Genomic DNA, 16,481 nt, shown 5'->3' with positions numbered 1-16,481 from the left:
TATTATGTCTGGAGCATTAGCAGCAGCAATTGCAGTAGGTTTGGCGGCATTAGGTGCCGGTGTAGGTAACGGTTTGATCGTAAGTCGTACGGTTGAGGGGATTGCTCGTCAACCAGAATTAAGAGGTCAGCTACAGACAACCATGTTCATTGGTGTCGGACTGGTTGAGGCGATGCCGATCATCGCGGTTGTTATCGCATTAATGGTCATGTAATTAAAGATGCAAAAACGATAATGGCGAAGATTAACTCCTATGGGACGCTTCGCCGTTGTTTATACTGCCGGAAATAGAATGACAGGCAATGATTTGTAACTGTGAAAGGAGTGAATTCTGTGCAGTCGTTAACTGGATTTACAACGATATATGCATCTCTCGGCGGTCTCCAGCCCGGAACGATGCTGACCCAGCTGTTCTTCTTTCTTGTCTTAATTGCACTGCTACGTAAATTTGCATGGGGTCCGTTAATGGAAACAATGCAGAAACGGGAAGATTATGTCAGTGGTGAAATCGATGCTGCCGAAAAGAGCCGTGCAGAAGCAGAAAAGGCACAGGCTGAAGCAAAAGAGCAGTTGAAACAGACAAAGCAGGAAGCACAACAGATTATTGACGATGCAAAAAGTGCCGGAGCCAAGCAAGAACGCGAAATTGTCGAAGCTGCTCGCCGTGAAGCAGATCGTATTAAAGAATCGGCACAAGAAGAAATTGCAAATGAAAAAGAAAAAGCACTTCAAGCACTTCAGGACAAAGTGGCTACATTATCCGTACAAATTGCCGGCAAAGTGATTGAAAAAGAACTTAGCACACAAGATCAGGAAAAGCTGATTGATGAATACATTAAAGAGTTAGGGGAAGAGCGATGAGTGAAGTGGCAGTAGCTAGACGCTATGCGGACGCGCTTTTCCAGCTTGGCAATGAAAAAGGAACAACAGATCAAATGGCCAAAGAGTTTGAAGTCCTGAAAACAATCTTTAATAACAATGAACAAATGATATCATTCCTGAAGCATCCACGCGTTAATAATGAAAAAAAGAAACAATTCATCGATGAAGTGTTTCAATCATTCTCGGCCGATGTCGTCAACATGCTGCATCTGTTAAGAGAGCGTCATCGTTATGACGTCGTACCGTCTATTATTGACCATTTTATCCACTTGGTAAATGATGCGAAAGGAATTGAAGAGGCGACTGTATATTCTGTTCGAGAATTATCACAAACGGAAAAACAACGAATTGAAGACACGTTTGCTAAGCGAGTCGACAAACAAGCTATCAAACTTAAGACCGTTGTTGACCCATCAGTTCTCGGCGGTATTAAGCTGCGAATCGGCAATACCATTTATGACGGGACACTCAAAGGTAAATTGCAACGGCTCGAGCGGAATATCACAACGGCAAACTAATGAAGATAGGGGTGAAATGGTATGAGCATTAAAGCTGAAGAAATCAGTTCGCTGATCAAACAGCAAATCGAGAATTTTGACGCTGATATCGAAGTCAGCGATGTCGGTACAGTTATCGAAATCGGTGACGGTATCGCACGTGCTCATGGCCTTGATAATGCCATGGCCGGTGAGCTTCTTGAATTTTCGAACGGTGTTATGGGTATGGCGCAAAACCTTGAAGAAAGTAATGTTGGTATCGTCATATTAGGACCATATGCAGATATAAAAGAAGGCGATGAAGTCCGCCGCACAGGCAGAGTTATGCAAGTACCTGTTGGGGAGGAATTGCTGGGGCGTGTTGTGAATCCGCTTGGTCAACCAGTGGACGGCAAAGGCCCGGTTGAGACGACAAAAAACCGTCCAATCGAATCACCGGCTCCTTCCATTATGGACCGCCAGTCAGTTGAAGAACCATTGCAGACCGGTATTAAAGCGATAGACGCACTTGTACCAATCGGACGCGGACAGCGTGAACTGATTATTGGTGACCGTCAAACCGGTAAAACGACTATCGCAGTGGATACCATTTTAAATCAAAAAGACGAGGATATGCTCTGTATTTATGTGGCGATTGGACAGAAAGATTCAACCGTCCGCTCTACAGTGGAAACATTCCGCCGTCATGGTGTGCTTGATAAGACCATTGTTGTCTCCGCTGGCGCGTCAGAACCTGCTCCACTGTTATACCTTGCACCATATGCAGGGGTATCCATGGGTGAAGATTTCATGTATAACGGAAAGCACGTGGTTGTCGTCTATGATGACTTAACTAAGCAGGCAGCAGCTTATCGTGAACTTTCCTTGTTGCTACGTCGCCCACCAGGCCGTGAAGCATTCCCAGGTGATGTCTTCTACTTGCATTCACGTCTCTTGGAACGTGCAGCGAAATTGAGCGACGATAAAGGTGGAGGATCACTGACCGCGCTGCCATTTGTTGAAACACAGGCAGGCGATATCGGTGCGTATATTCCGACGAACGTTATTTCTATTACCGATGGGCAGATCTTCTTGCAATCCGATTTGTTCTTCTCCGGTGTACGCCCGGCGATCAACGCTGGTTTATCCGTATCCCGTGTCGGTGGTTCGGCACAGCTAAAAGCGATGAAGAAAGTTGCCGGAACATTGCGTCTTGACTTAGCGTCGTTCCGTGAACTGGAAGCATTCGCACAGTTCGGCTCAGATTTGGATAAATCGACAAAAGCCAAACTTGACCGTGGTGCCCGTACTGTTGAAGTACTGAAACAGGGCTTGCACAAGCCACTGGCCGTTGAAAAACAAGTAATGATTATTTATGCACTGACAAAAGGATTCCTCGATGACATTCCGGTTGAAGATGTTACTAGATTTGAGGAACAATTCCATACATGGCTTGATGAAAATCGCAGTGAGTTGCTTTCTGTTATCCGTGAAACAGGTAAATTAGCTGAACAGGATGATATGAGCGAAGCAGTCGAAGCATTCAAAAAGACATTTAGTCCAAGTGAATAATAACGGACCATAATAATAGGTTTGGAATAGAGGTCTCGGATGCCCCGATGATGACCTCTGACCTCCTGCCTCTTGTTAAGGAAGGGTGGTGAACAAGGCTTGGCATCACTTAGAGATATACAGAAGCGTATCGATTCAACATCAAAGACGAAAAAGATTACCAAAGCGATGGAGATGGTCTCCGCTTCCAAAATGAATAAGGCTGAAGAAAATGCAAAGTCTTTTGTGCCATACAGCGAAAAAATTCAGGAAGTGGTCGCCAATATCGCAGCCAGTAGTATGGATGCATCACACCCACTGCTTGAGAAACGGGAAGTGAAGAAAACTGGCTATTTCGTAATTACATCTGACCGTGGTCTCGCTGGTGCATTTAATAGTAATGTGCTGAAAAAGGCATATGAATTAATTAATAAAAACCACCAATCAACCGATGAATATACAGTTATTGCTATCGGTCGTGTCGGCTATGAATTTTTCCAAAAGCGCAACATGCCGGTAACGAAAAGTATTGTTGGTATGGCGGACCAACCGGAATTCAATGACATTAAAGAACTTGCAGCTGAAACAGTGCAAACGTTCATTGATGGGGAAATTGATGAGTTAAAACTAGTATATAATCATTATGTAAGTGCTATTTCACAAGTTGTGACAACTAAAAAGCTGCTACCGTTGACCGATATTGCCCAGGAAGCAAATACTTCCAGCGTCAGTCAGTACGAATATGAGCCAGATCAGGAGCAGATCTTGAAAGTGCTCCTGCCGCAATATGCAGAAAGCCTGATTTATGGTGCGCTCTTAGACAGTAAGGCAAGCGAGCACGCTGCACGAATGACAGCAATGCGTAATGCCACTGATAATGCCAACGATCTGATCGATGATTTGACCTTGTCATATAACCGTGCACGTCAAGCGGCTATCACACAAGAAATCAATGAAATTATCGGCGGAGTGGCTGCACTCGAATAAATCGTCACTGTCAACTTTCTATGCGCAGTTCGAACGTGGAAACAGGATAAGAAACGGTTGTAATATACTATTTTGATTCAGGCATTTGCTGCAGTTTTGAAGAGTAAGATAGGAGGGAAACCAATGAGCAAGGGACACATTACACAAGTCATGGGCCCTGTTGTCGACGTTAAGTTCGACGAGGGTGAACTGCCGGACATTTATAATGCGCTAACTGTCCACAGTGATGATGATAATAATGCAATCGACCTGACATTGGAGGTTGCACTTCATCTCGGTGACAATGCAGTGCGCACCATCGCGATGTCCTCAACAGACGGTCTCAAGCGTAATATGCCAGTCGTCAATACTGGTGCGGCTATCTCAGTCCCAGTCGGTGAACAAACGCTTAGCCGTGTGTTCAACGTACTTGGTGAACATATTGACCTGGAAGAACCGGTTGCGAATGATGTGCGCCGTGATCCAATTCACCGTCAGCCACCACAATTCGAGGACCTTACAACAGATACAGAAATTTTGGAAACAGGTATTAAAGTTGTTGACCTATTGGCACCATACACGAAAGGCGGAAAAATCGGTTTGTTCGGAGGTGCCGGTGTTGGTAAAACCGTTCTGATTCAGGAACTAATTAACAACGTCGCACAAGAACACGGCGGTATTTCCGTATTTGCCGGTGTTGGTGAACGTACACGTGAAGGTAACGACCTTTACTATGAAATGAAAGATTCGGGCGTTATTTCGAAGACGGCCATGGTTTTCGGTCAGATGAACGAGCCACCAGGAGCTCGTATGCGTGTTGCCTTGACGGGCCTCACCATGGCTGAATATTTCCGTGATGAAGAAGGACAAGACGTTCTATTATTTATTGATAATATCTTCCGTTTTACTCAGGCAGGTATGGAAGTGTCCGCATTGCTGGGCCGTATGCCGTCTGCCGTTGGTTACCAGCCGACACTGGCAACCGAAATGGGACAATTACAGGAACGTATTACAACGACGGACAAAGGATCAGTTACATCCATTCAAGCCATCTACGTGCCAGCCGATGACTACACAGACCCGGCACCGGCGACAACATTTGCGCACTTGGATGCGACAACTAACCTGGACCGTGGTTTGTCTGAACAGGGGATTTATCCTGCTGTGGACCCATTGGCTTCGACATCACGTGCACTTGACCCGGAAATTGTCGGTGAGGAGCATTATAATGTCGCACGTGAAGTTCAGCAGACATTACAGAAGTACAAAGAATTGCAAGACATTATTGCTATCCTTGGTATGGACGAGCTTTCAGACGAGGATAAACTGACGGTGTCCCGTGCACGTCGTATCCAGTTCTTCCTGTCACAAAACTTCCACGTTGCTGAACAATTCACAGGCCAGCCGGGATCCTATGTACCGGTCTCAGAAACGGTAAAAGGCTTCAGGCAGATCCTTGACGGCAAGTACGATGATGTACCGGAAGACGCTTTCCGCCTTGTCGGACGGCTTGAAGACGTTGATGAAAAAGCAAAAGAAATGGAATAATCAATCAGGCATCACTGGATGAAACAGTTCACAAGCACATACGGCGCACTTGGTATGATATAGCTGTGGCACCGATATGTTGCTTACAGGTAACGTTGAATAACCGTTACCTGGCTTGATAGCTGTGCTCAGCATCAAGTCCTGTCTCATCCGGGCATGCCATTGTCTCAAGGAGGGGTTACATTGAAAACACTGGATGTGAGTGTTGTTACTCCTGATGGCCCGGTATTGGAAGATCAATTTGATATGGTCAGCTGTAAGGCGGAAAATGGCGAACTCGGCGTTTTGCCTGGACATATTCCAATGGTTGCGCCATTATCAATCAGTTCCGTCCGTCTTAAACAGGATGACAATGATTCGGTCAGCCTCGCTGTTAATGGTGGGTTTCTGGAAGTGCGGCCTGATAAAGTAACGATTTTAGCCCAGTCCGCAGAAAAGCCGGCCGAAATTGATGTTCAGCGTGCAGAAGAAGCAAAGAAACGCGCTGAGCGACGTCTCCAGTCACAACAGGATAACGTCGACTTCCAGCGGGCAGAATTAGCACTCAAACGAGCAATGAATCGATTGGATGTCGCACGATAAATAGAAAATCTCTTGTAACAATTTGTTATAAGGGATTTTTCTTTTTTATAATTTAACTTCACGTTTTATATACGACGCTAGTTGACTTTTTGAGTGGTTTTATTATCATATTTGAGGTAAACCCACGTCGCACAGAACATCGCAATTTTTGCCTCCCAGCCTTAATTAGTATAAGTGTTAGTCAGGAATACATTATTCATTTCGAGTACTATCTAATTCGTTAACATGTTACTTAAATCATCAGAAAAGGAAAGGATTTGACCAACCCTATCATTTCCCGGGAAATATCGACATTATTATCAGAAATATTGATCTCCGCACTGGCGACTTCACATCTGTGCAAGACTGGTAATCAATTGACATTCGGCTGCATAGATGGCAAAGTAACAAATAGACTAACAAAACCTCTTTAATAGAAGACAATACAAAGCAAGGTGGTTCTTATGTTTTCATCAATCGGTATGACCGCTTTAATCGGAATGATATCGCATTTATTCTTTATCTACGTCACGTGGCGTGTTATTACAACCATTAATATTGATCCTTTAATCAGAAAGGGCCGGGAAACCGAGGCTAGAGTGCTTATTATATTGGTTGCTATTTTCATTGGTACCGGGGTCAGCCGCTTCTTTCTTGACTTTATTCAATGGTCGCAGGACTTACTATATTTGTTCTAACACAATATCATTAATAGTTACCAACAACGAAAATAGTCTTTTACCGTTTAAGGCAAATCTCTCTTGTTCATACTATATTTATAGTGAACAAGGGGGATTTTTTTATGCGTTTCATAGCACTTATATTTACGATTTTCTTACTATTAACAACAAACGTAACGGCTATTTCCAAGCAAACGGATAGTCTCACCACGTTGGCCGGTGTGACAGCTGATATAGGTTTACAAGCTGACAGTTGGCAGGTTGTGGTTAAAGAAAAGATGAACAGGGAACAATTAAGAGGTTATATTAAAAAACTGCAATCAAAAAATGATTACATTTCCTCAAGCAAAGCGGATGAAAATAGTATAAAATATTTGTTTGAGCACAGACAAAATCAGACTGATATAACCGAACATTATCAAGTGGTTATTCCAAAAAATACTGCTTACAAGGCGGAATTCATCGCAGTGTTTAGCGGAGATGTTTGGAATAATAAGACGGAAAAAGCATATCACTCGCGAATAGCACACATGAAGGATACATATTTTAGCAAACATGCAAAAACATTTGCTTGTCTGACGACTACCATTGATGGTAAAATGGATGGTGTTTATTTTTTAGATAAACTTACGGAAACGATGAATGTAAAAGTATCGCAAACGCAGAAAGACACCGTGGAAACGTCGCAATTTGAAAAAATAGTTTACGGGCATACTCCCATGCTGAACGAAGAACTTATGATTAATAATGAATCGATGAACGTACAAATGGTGCTAAAAAATAAAGGACCTGATCGAACAACGCTAACGATAGGCACACCTATACTGATTACTGAATACTAATATACTGAAAACGGATAATAAGGGGATTAAAAAAATATGGAAAAAATCATCGTAAGAGGTGGGAAGCGACTGCATGGCACTGTCAGAGTTGAAGGTGCCAAAAATGCCGTGTTGCCTGTTATAGCGGCAAGTATGCTCGCAAGTGAAGGCGAAAGTGTCATCACTGATGTTCCTGTCCTTGCCGACGTATATACAATTAATGAAGTCCTACGCAATATGAATGCAGATGTAATGTTTGATTATAATACTGTTCATGTAAACGCATCTAACCAATTATTGACAGAAGCACCAACAGAATATGTGCGAAAAATGCGTGCATCCGTTCTCGTGATTGGGCCGTTACTTGCACGCTACGGTCATGCGAAAGTTGCTATGCCCGGCGGCTGTGCAATAGGTTCCCGGCCGATTGACCTGCATCTGAAAGGGTTTGAGGCTATGGGAGCTCGCACACACGTTGGTAATGGCTTTGTTGAACTGGAAGCAGAAGGACGGTTGCACGGTGCAAAAATCTATTTAGATATGCCAAGCGTTGGTGCGACGGAAAACATCATGATGGCAGCATCATTAGCTGAGGGCACAACGACGATTGAAAACTGTGCTAAGGAACCTGAAATAGTTGATCTGGCCAATTTCCTCAATAAAATGGGTGCAAAAGTAGTTGGCGCCGGTACGGAAACAATCCGTATTGAAGGCGCAGAAGAACTTCACGGTGCAAATCACTCCATTATCCCGGATCGAATTGAAGCCGGAACGTTTATGGCTGCCTCGGCCATCACCGGCGGAAATGTCTTAATTGAAAATGCTGAAATTGGCCATTTGCGATCAATCATTTCCAAACTGGAAGAAATGGGTGTGACTATTGTTGAGGAAGGGGAAGGCATTCGCGTTCTAGGACCTGACAAACTAGAAGCGACGGATATCAAAACACTGCCTCATCCCGGATTCCCAACAGATATGCAATCACAGATGATGGCACTGATGCTGAATGCCTATGGAACTAGTGTCATCACGGAAACCGTATTTGAAAATAGGTTTATGCATGTGGAAGAATTTCGCCGCATGAATGCTAAAATGAAAATCGAAGGGCGCAGCGTAATTATTGAAGGCCCGGGCGAACTGCAAGGGGCAGAAGTCGCAGCAACAGACCTTCGTGCAGCCGCCGCACTTATCCTGGCAGGCTTGCGGGCTGAAGGAATAACTCGTGTAACTGATTTGAAACACCTCGACCGCGGCTACGTGAATTTTGCAGAAAAGCTGGCCGGGCTCGGTGCATCAATTGAACGGATCGATGCTAACGGTGATTCGGTAAAGCCATTTTTGCATATAAACGATCAGCCAGGAAATTTCCTAGCCTTTCTCTCTCTAGAATCTTAATAGCGAATCTTTCGTTTATCGATCAGTTGCTTAATGAACCGCATATGTATGAGAAAAACAGGTGTAAGTGCACCTGTTTTTTTGTTGGCCGAAACGCTCGCGCGGCCCGGGCTGGAACGCTCGCGGCCGAGGGCGAGAGTCGCGCGGCCCGAGCCAACTCCCTCAACCTGGACCAAAAAACCTGTCCCCCTGGTTCACCTGTCCTTCTTTTCAAAAAATTATTGCATTTGATCTGATTTCTGGTACAATTAAATGAAAATTAAAAATGATGAAATGGATTAAATCATTCGTTTGTGCACCATTAAATTGCTATGCTTTCGGGCAGGTGATTATGAAACTACTTGTAATTAGCCACTGTTCTTAATAATAGTTTGGTAGGGGGGACAACATGCTTCGTTATATTCTTAAACGGTTTGCTATCATGGCGGTGACATTATGGATCATTGTCACACTTACTTTCGTTTTAATGGTGACGATACCGGGTTCACCGTTGAATGAGGAGCGTACGACGAATGAAGCCGTGCAGCAAAACCTGAAAGAACATTATAATTTGGATGAACCGTACTACATACAATATTTCCTTTATTTAAAATCTGTTGTCACGCTTGACTTCGGTCCGTCGATTAAACAGCCGACGGAATCGGTGAATGATTTGCTTGGTCGGGGATTTCCGATTTCGTTTGAACTGGGGATAGCTACCATTGTCGTGGCTGTCATCTCCGGAGTCATACTCGGTATTTTTGCGGCGTTGAAACATAATGGCATGATAGATTATTTAGCGATGACGATTGCGGTTTTAGGCATATCGATACCAAACTTTGTCTTGGCCACACTGCTCATTCAAGTGTTAGCTGTCAATTTGAACATTTTGCCGGCAGCGACGTGGTCCAGCCCTATGCATATGATTATGCCTACAATCGCTCTGGCTACCGGACCGATGGCGATCATTGCCCGTCTGACGCGTTCGACCATGCTTGAAGTGCTTACCCAGGATTATATCAAAATGGCGCGTGCAAAAGGACTGAAGCCATGGAAAATTATTATTAAACACTCACTGAAAAACGCACTCATGCCGGTTGTAACTATTATGGGTACACTGCTGGCAGGTATTTTGACCGGTACATTCGTTATTGAACAAATTTTTGGTATTCCGGGAATGGGAAAATATTTTGTTGAAAGCATTAATCAGCGAGATTATCCGGTAATTATGGGGACAACCGTATTTTATAGTGCATTTTTGATTTTGATGCTGTTTTTGGTTGATATTGCATACGGTCTATTGGATCCGCGTATTAAATTGCATAAAAAGGGAGGAGAATCATGACAAAGCCAGGTAGTGAACCAAACACAATCCATTCTCCTGCTGACATACCGGACGATTGGTTTTCATGGAAGGAAAAAGATTTGGAAGCGGCTGAAACCGTGGCTCGACCATCACTTTCGTATTGGAGCGATGCGTGGAACCGTCTTCGAAAAAATAAGCTGGCCATGGCCGGACTCATTTTTTTAATTTTACTCGGAATCATGGCGATTATTGGCCCGATGCTGTCCCCTTACTCGGTTGCGGATCAAAACCGGCCGAATCAATTCATGCCGCCATCGATGGATCACTGGTTCGGAACTGATTCATTGGGCCGGGACGTTTTTACCCGCACGTGGTTTGGTGCGCGGATTTCTCTATTTGTCGGTCTCATGGCTGCATTAATAGATTTTACAGTGGGCGTTATTTACGGTGGTATTGCCGGGTATAAAGGCGGGCGCACGGACAGTGTGATGATGCGTATTTTGAGGTTCTCTATGGTCTCCCGTACTTATTAGTTGTTATTCTGCTTCTCGTTGTGATGGGGCCAAGCCTGACGACCATTATTATCGCGCTGTCGGTAACCGGCTGGGTCGGGATGGCGAGGATTGTCAGAGGCCAAGTCCTGCAGATCAAGAATCTTGAATTTGTACTTGCCTCCCAGTCATTTGGCACCAAAACACCACGCATTATCCGGAAGAACCTGCTCCCGAACACAATGGGGCCAATTATCGTGCAAATGACGCTAACGGTGCCGACTGCCATTTTTGCTGAGGCGTTCTTGAGTTTTCTAGGGTTGGGGATCCAATTTCCCTATGCCAGCTGGGGTGTCATGGCTAATGATGCGCTTGGGGCAATTTTATCCGGTAACTGGTGGACATTATTTTTCCCGGCTTTTTTCATATCGTTTACGATGTTTGCATTTAACGTATTGGGTGACGGACTACAGGACGCGCTTGATCCGAAGCTGAGGAGGTAGGTGACACAGATGGAGAAAATACTCGAAGTCAACGATCTGCATGTGACATTCACTACATACGGTGGCACCGTCAAAGCGGTCAGGGGCGTCAATTTTCATTTGAATAAAGGGGAAACGCTTGCGATTGTCGGTGAGTCCGGCTGTGGTAAAAGTGTGACATCCAATGCCATCATGCGACTTATTCCAGATCCGCCCGGGAAAATTTCGAGAGGTACGATCACGTTTAAAGGCAAACAGCTCACCGATGTTACAGAAAAAGAGATGCGTTCGATTCGCGGTGTCGATATATCAATGATTTTTCAGGACCCGATGACCGCATTGAACCCGACATTGACGATTGGCACGCAGCTGATGGAAGGATTACGCGAGCATCATAAAACGTCAAGTGCTGAGGCGAAGGAAAAAGCAATTGAAATGATGGAGCTGGTCGGAATCCCCAATCCGGAAGAACGCTTTAAGCAGTATCCGCATCAATTCAGTGGCGGGATGCGGCAGCGGATTGTCATTGCGATCGCCCTCATCTGTGAGCCGGAGCTGTTGATCGCGGATGAACCGACGACAGCATTGGACGTAACGATTCAGGCACAGATATTGGAACTGTTTGACCGCATCCAAACGCAGACCGGGGTTTCGATTATTCTCATTACACATGACCTCGGAGTTGTCGCGAAAATTGCCGACCGCATCGCTGTCATGTACGCAGGGAAAATTATCGAGTCCGGCACACGACGTGAAATTTTTTACCATGCGGAACATCCTTATACAAAGGGATTGCTCCAGTCCGTGCCAAGACTTGATATGAAAGGGGAAAAACTAATCCCGATTGATGGAACACCACCGGATTTATTCTCACCTCCACAAGGATGCCCGTTTACCGCGCGTTGTCCGATGGCGATGGAGGTGTGTAATAAAGTTTACCCGGTTGAAACGGAAGTTAGTGATACACATAAAGTGGATTGCTGGCTTCAGGATGACCGGGCAAAACAATTATTGGCTGAAACGGCCGATCAAACATGATAAGGGGGAGACAGGTATGAGGAAGGGTTTATTGTGGTTCATTGCAATGATGTTCATCGCCGTACTGACAGCATGTACCACATCTTCAGGTAACGAGGGCAATAGTGATGAAGGAAATGATTCAGAAAAGCAGGCGGAGGGAGACAGCAGCGATGAAAAAGTGCTGTACATGAATAATGGGGAAGAACCGACATCGCTGAACCCGCCGATTGGATTTGATTCCGTCTCCTGGAACGTCCTGAACAACTTGATGGAAGGGCTGACAAGGCTTGGTAAGGATGACCAACCGCAGCCGGCGATGGCCGAGGACTGGGAAAAATCGAACGAAGGCAAAACGTACACCTTCCATCTCCGCGAAGATGCGAACTGGTCCAACGGTGATCCGGTCACAGCAGAAGACTTTGTCTATGCGTGGAAGCAGCTTTTAAATCCGGAAACAGGCTCATCAGCAGCATTCCTCGGTTATTTCATTGAAGGCGGGGAAGCGTACAACGCCGGTGACGGGTCAGCTGAAGACGTCGCGGTAGAAGCTGTTGATGAAAAAACATTGGAAGTCACTTTGAATGCACCGACAAACTTCTTCCTGCAGCTCGTGACAAATCCGGCATTCTTCCCGGTAAACGCTGAAGTGGCAGAGGAAAATCCGGAATGGTACGCCGAAGCAGACGCTTTTGTCGCCAATGGCCCGTTCAAATTAGCTTCGTGGCAGCATGACAAGGAAATGACCATGGTGAAGAACGACCAGTATTGGGATAAAGACACGGTAAATCTGGATAAAGTGCACTGGGCGATGGTCAACAAAGTAGAAACGGAATACCAGATGTTTGAAAGTGATGAACTGGATATGACGGAAATTCCGTCTGAAATGGCTGATAAGTTAATTGACGGGGACGATGTTGTGATTGAAGATCAGGGCGGTTTGTATTTCTACCGGTTTAACGTCAACATGGAGCCATTTCAGAATGAGAAAATCCGAAAAGCATTTGCACTGGCGGTTAATCAGGAGGACATTGTCAATTATGTCACCAAAAACAAAGAAAAGGCCGCAAAAGCGTTTGTATCTCCAGGATTTACAGGCCCATCAGGTAAAGAATTCCGAGACGTGAATGGTGACCTGGTAACGTTTAATCCGGAAAAGGCGAAGCAACTGTTGAAAGAAGGAATGCAAGAAGAAGGCTATGACGAACTGCCACCAGTGACCCTGACGTATAATACGAGTGATTCGCATAAAGCAATTGCCGAAACGTTGCAAAATATGTTCAGTGAGAACTTAGGCGTTGATGTAGAACTGGAAAATACAGAATGGAATGTCTTTTTGGAAGACCAGAAACAGTTAAATCTGCAATTCTCCCGTAGCTCATTCATTTTTGATTACCCGGATCCAATCAACTTCCTGGAAAGCTTTATTACCGGATCGTCCATGAACCGCACGGGCTGGTCAAATGAGAAATATGATGACCTGATTGCCAAATCAAAGCAGGAAGCTGATGAAGAACAACGCTGGGAGTACATGTATGAAGCGGAAAAATTACTGGCAGAAGAAATGCCGATTTTCCCGATTCATTACTACAACCATGTATACATCTACAAGGATGATGTAACAGGCGTTGTCCGCCATCCAGTAGGCTATCTTGATTTGAAATGGGCAGATAAGGAGTAACATGCCATGGATTTCCGGCAGCAGCCGGAAATCCTCCTTTTGATTAGGGAAGCATGAGGAAATGCAAGATTAGCGTAAACCTGGGTGAGATGGTTCGAACAACGAGGGGGAACTCTAGCGAGAAACGCCCGAACTCGAGTGACAGCGGCCTGTACTTGAGCGACAGCGTCCTTAACTCGAGCGACGGCTGCCCGAACTCGAGCGACGGCTGCCCGAACTCGAGCGACAGCGTCCTGAACTTGAGCGAGAGCGTCCTGAACTCGAGCGAAAACAGGGGGAAGGCGCGCGGCCCGACCCGCAACTCGCGCGAAAACTGGCCCAAGTTTCCTGTCCCCCTGGCCCAAGGAGGAAGGTTTGATGAGGATGAGACCGCAGTGTTTGAAGATGGGAGATACGATTGGAGTGGTTGCACCGGCTGGTCCGATTGATGGGGAGCGTCTAACTCGATCGATTCTTTTTTTCGAGCGGATGGGGTTGCACGTGTTGCTTGGTGCAGCACTTGATGAGCAGTATGGATATTTGGCTGGAACGGATGGGCAGCGGGTTGCGGATTTTCACGCTATGGTAGCCGACACATCCGTCAAAGCAATATTTTTTGCTCGTGGCGGCTATGGAACCGCGCGGATTGCCGATAAAATTGATTACGAGTTGATCCGGAAACATCCCAAAATTATGTGGGGTTATAGTGATATCACTTACCTGCATACATCCATCCGCCAACAGACGGGATTGGTCACCTTTCATGGACCGATGCCGGTATCTGATATTGCTGATAAGGATTTTGATCAACTATCCGCAAACTTATTTCAGCAGTTATTTTACCCGAAAACGTTGCACTACACCGAGGAAGTTTCCCCATTGGAGGTTATTGTGCCGGGCGAAGCGGAAGGGCAGCTTGTTGGAGGGAATCTATCATTATTAATCAGTACACTCGGTACCGCATATGAGATTGATACCAAAAATAAACTTTTGCTGGTGGAGGATATTGGTGAGGCGCCATATAGAGTCGATTCGATGCTCAACCAGCTGCGTCTCGCGGGTAAATTAGACGAAGCGGCCGGCATTATTGTCGGTGATTTTGCCGATGCGGAGCCAAATAAAGGGCCGTCTCTCTCATTGGAACAAGTTTTTAACGATTATTTGGCAAATCTCAGCTGTCCGGTTATGGCAGGATTTAAAATCGGTCATTGTTTTCCGCATTTTTCCGTTCCGCTGGGGGCACATGCCGTTTTATCGACATCAGCGAAAACATTAACGGTCGAGCCGGGTGTGCAATAAGCCACCGCCGCACCAGGACGACCGAATAGAACCAGTCGTGCGACAATCCGCCGCACTGGGTAAGCGAATAGAACCAGTCGCGCAATATTCCACCGCCCGCAAGATGGGCCTGGCCCGTATCTATGGATTCTCGAAAGGAGATAACAAAATGAACATCCGAACAATCGAAACTGGGTATGCGTCGATTCCGCTGCATACGCCGTTTAAAACAGCCTTGCGCACCGTAACGACTGCAGAGACCGTGGTTGTCAAAGTTACTTGTGATAATGGCATCACCGGTTGGGGAGAGGCGCCCCCGACCCATGTGATCACCGGTGACAGCGTGGCAAGCATCGATTATGCCGTCAACAACATCATTAAACCACGATTACTTGGTGAATCGGTACGAAAGCGTGAGCAGGTATTTGCAACTTTATCCCGGAGTGCAGTCGGTAATACAAGTGCCAAAGCTGCGGTTGATATGGCCATTTATGACTGTTTAGCGCAGTACGCGGGGATGCCGCTCTATCAATTTCTTGGCGGTTATCAATCAGCGCTTGAAACGGACTATACGGTTAGTGTGAATCAACCGGATGAAATGGCGGCGCATGCACAAACTTGCATTGAGCAAGGATTTCATGTGCTCAAAGTTAAAGTCGGCAGTGATGATAGTTTGACAGATATACGGCGCATTGAAGCCATTCGGGAGCAAGTCGGGCCGGAGCCGTCTATTCGCCTTGATGCTAACCAAGGCTGGCAGGCGAAAGAGGCCATTAGCACCATCCGTAAAATGGAAACGCTCGGGTTGGACATTGAATTGATTGAGCAGCCTGTTCCTAAACATGACTTGGACGGGATGCGATATGTGACAGCTAACACCGAAACTTTAATCATGGCTGATGAAAGTTTGTTTTCCGCACATGATGCCAGAATGGTGCTGGAAAAAAACGCGGCCGATTTAATCAACATCAAGCTAATGAAGGCGGGCGGCATTCACGAAGCGTTGAAAATAGCAAAACTGGCCGACGTTTATGGTGTGGAATGCATGACCGGCAGCATGATTGAAACAGGTATCGGCATCACGGCCGCAGCACATTTTGCCGCAAGCCAGCCAAATGTAACGCGGTACGATTTTGATGCACCGCTGATGCTCGCTGATGACACGATGGAGGACGGCATCAGCTATCATGGCCGGCATATCCGACTCGAGGAAAAACCAGGTCTCGGCATAAGCCGGATGAAAGCGGAGGCAGTGCGCTGGAATGTGGATGTATATAGCGGTATCTCGGGCTGACCGCTGTCTTCTAATCAATCATTGCTTGAACCGTATACGCCGTCAGATCCGGTTGATAGATTGTAATCATATTGATATAACCGTCCACCACGAC

Annotated in this window: 17 protein-coding genes and 1 pseudogene; 16 read left to right on the top strand and 2 right to left on the bottom strand. The window is 45.8% G+C overall.

Going from position 1 to position 16,481, the window contains the following annotated elements; genetic code table 11:
• Positions 1-4 precede the first annotated feature (4 nt).
• The 10 genes from atpE (at position 5) to murA (ending at position 8,880) form a co-directional block, all read left to right on the top strand.
• Positions 5-214 carry a F0F1 ATP synthase subunit C gene (atpE, locus tag FFL34_RS07600; protein ID WP_090085689.1) on the top strand — a complete coding sequence of 70 codons (210 nt, stop codon included), beginning with the start codon at positions 5-7 and terminating at the stop codon, positions 212-214.
• Positions 215-333: 119 nt separating this feature from the next.
• A complete protein-coding gene (atpF, locus tag FFL34_RS07595; protein ID WP_234031456.1) occupies positions 334-861 on the top strand; it encodes a F0F1 ATP synthase subunit B in 528 nt (175 codons plus the stop codon).
• Positions 858-1,400: a F0F1 ATP synthase subunit delta gene (locus FFL34_RS07590; protein ID WP_138602904.1), complete on the top strand. Its 543-nt coding sequence runs from the start codon at positions 858-860 to the stop codon at positions 1,398-1,400. Before atpF ends, FFL34_RS07590 begins: the two co-directional genes overlap by 4 nt.
• A gap of 21 nt (positions 1,401-1,421) precedes the next feature.
• Positions 1,422-2,930 carry a F0F1 ATP synthase subunit alpha gene (atpA, locus tag FFL34_RS07585; protein ID WP_138602903.1) on the top strand — a complete coding sequence of 503 codons (1,509 nt, stop codon included), beginning with the start codon at positions 1,422-1,424 and terminating at the stop codon, positions 2,928-2,930.
• Positions 2,931-3,029: 99 nt separating this feature from the next.
• Positions 3,030-3,896, top strand: a complete 867-nt coding sequence (gene atpG / locus FFL34_RS07580; RefSeq protein ID WP_138602902.1) for an ATP synthase F1 subunit gamma — start codon at positions 3,030-3,032, stop codon at positions 3,894-3,896.
• 123 nt (positions 3,897-4,019) lie between these two features.
• On the top strand, positions 4,020-5,423 hold the full coding sequence (gene atpD, locus FFL34_RS07575) for a F0F1 ATP synthase subunit beta (RefSeq protein ID WP_138602901.1): 1,404 nt from the start codon (positions 4,020-4,022) through the stop codon (positions 5,421-5,423).
• A gap of 183 nt (positions 5,424-5,606) precedes the next feature.
• Entirely contained in the window at positions 5,607-6,005 is a 399-nt protein-coding gene (locus tag FFL34_RS07570; RefSeq protein WP_138602900.1) for a F0F1 ATP synthase subunit epsilon, read from the top strand.
• A 443-nt stretch (positions 6,006-6,448) separates the two neighbouring features.
• The gene (locus FFL34_RS07565) at positions 6,449-6,682 is read left to right on the top strand and encodes a DUF1146 family protein (protein WP_138602899.1); all 234 of its coding nucleotides are present in this window, start codon (positions 6,449-6,451) and stop codon (positions 6,680-6,682) included.
• Positions 6,683-6,786: 104 nt separating this feature from the next.
• Entirely contained in the window at positions 6,787-7,506 is a 720-nt protein-coding gene (locus FFL34_RS07560; RefSeq protein WP_138602898.1) for a YwmB family TATA-box binding protein, read from the top strand.
• 36 nt (positions 7,507-7,542) lie between these two features.
• The gene (gene murA, locus FFL34_RS07555; RefSeq protein ID WP_138602897.1) at positions 7,543-8,880 is read left to right on the top strand and encodes a UDP-N-acetylglucosamine 1-carboxyvinyltransferase; all 1,338 of its coding nucleotides are present in this window, start codon (positions 7,543-7,545) and stop codon (positions 8,878-8,880) included.
• On the opposite strand, the gene FFL34_RS07550 is transcribed toward murA, so the two are convergent.
• On the bottom strand, positions 8,877-9,056 hold the full coding sequence (locus FFL34_RS07550) for a hypothetical protein (protein ID WP_138602896.1): 180 nt from the start codon (positions 9,054-9,056) through the stop codon (positions 8,877-8,879). The two genes, murA and FFL34_RS07550, sit on opposite strands and share 4 nt — an antisense overlap.
• A 212-nt stretch (positions 9,057-9,268) precedes the next feature.
• Here FFL34_RS07550 and FFL34_RS07545 point away from each other — a divergent pair, with 212 nt between their 5' ends.
• From FFL34_RS07545 to FFL34_RS07530, 4 genes and pseudogenes are all read left to right on the top strand, one after another.
• On the top strand, positions 9,269-10,204 hold the full coding sequence (locus FFL34_RS07545; RefSeq protein WP_138602895.1) for an ABC transporter permease: 936 nt from the start codon (positions 9,269-9,271) through the stop codon (positions 10,202-10,204).
• A pseudogene (locus tag FFL34_RS07540) lies at positions 10,201-11,159 on the top strand (ABC transporter permease). Before FFL34_RS07545 ends, FFL34_RS07540 begins: the two are co-directional and overlap by 4 nt.
• A 9-nt stretch (positions 11,160-11,168) precedes the next feature.
• Positions 11,169-12,176, top strand: a complete 1,008-nt coding sequence (locus tag FFL34_RS07535; RefSeq protein ID WP_138602894.1) for an ABC transporter ATP-binding protein — start codon at positions 11,169-11,171, stop codon at positions 12,174-12,176.
• Between the two features lie 16 nt (positions 12,177-12,192).
• A complete protein-coding gene (locus FFL34_RS07530) occupies positions 12,193-13,836 on the top strand; it encodes a peptide ABC transporter substrate-binding protein (protein WP_138602893.1) in 1,644 nt (547 codons plus the stop codon).
• A 43-nt stretch (positions 13,837-13,879) separates the two neighbouring features.
• On the opposite strand, the gene FFL34_RS07525 is transcribed toward FFL34_RS07530, so the two are convergent.
• Positions 13,880-14,158, bottom strand: coding sequence for a hypothetical protein (locus FFL34_RS07525; RefSeq protein ID WP_138602892.1), 279 nt, complete (start codon positions 14,156-14,158; stop codon positions 13,880-13,882).
• 35 nt (positions 14,159-14,193) lie between these two features.
• Between FFL34_RS07525 and FFL34_RS07520 the strand changes: the two genes are divergently transcribed.
• Both FFL34_RS07520 and FFL34_RS07515 read left to right on the top strand, forming a co-directional pair.
• Entirely contained in the window at positions 14,194-15,114 is a 921-nt protein-coding gene (locus FFL34_RS07520; RefSeq protein WP_171046323.1) for a S66 peptidase family protein, read from the top strand.
• A gap of 148 nt (positions 15,115-15,262) precedes the next feature.
• Complete coding sequence (locus tag FFL34_RS07515; protein WP_138602891.1) at positions 15,263-16,387, top strand: mandelate racemase/muconate lactonizing enzyme family protein; 1,125 nt, start codon at positions 15,263-15,265, stop codon at positions 16,385-16,387.
• Positions 16,388-16,481 lie beyond the last annotated feature (94 nt).

This window comes from Lentibacillus cibarius, assembly GCF_005887555.1.
In the GTDB taxonomy this organism is placed as follows: domain Bacteria; phylum Bacillota; class Bacilli; order Bacillales; family Amphibacillaceae; genus Lentibacillus; species Lentibacillus cibarius.
Note: the sequence above shows the minus strand (reverse complement) of the source record. Positions and strands in the feature narration are given on the sequence as shown.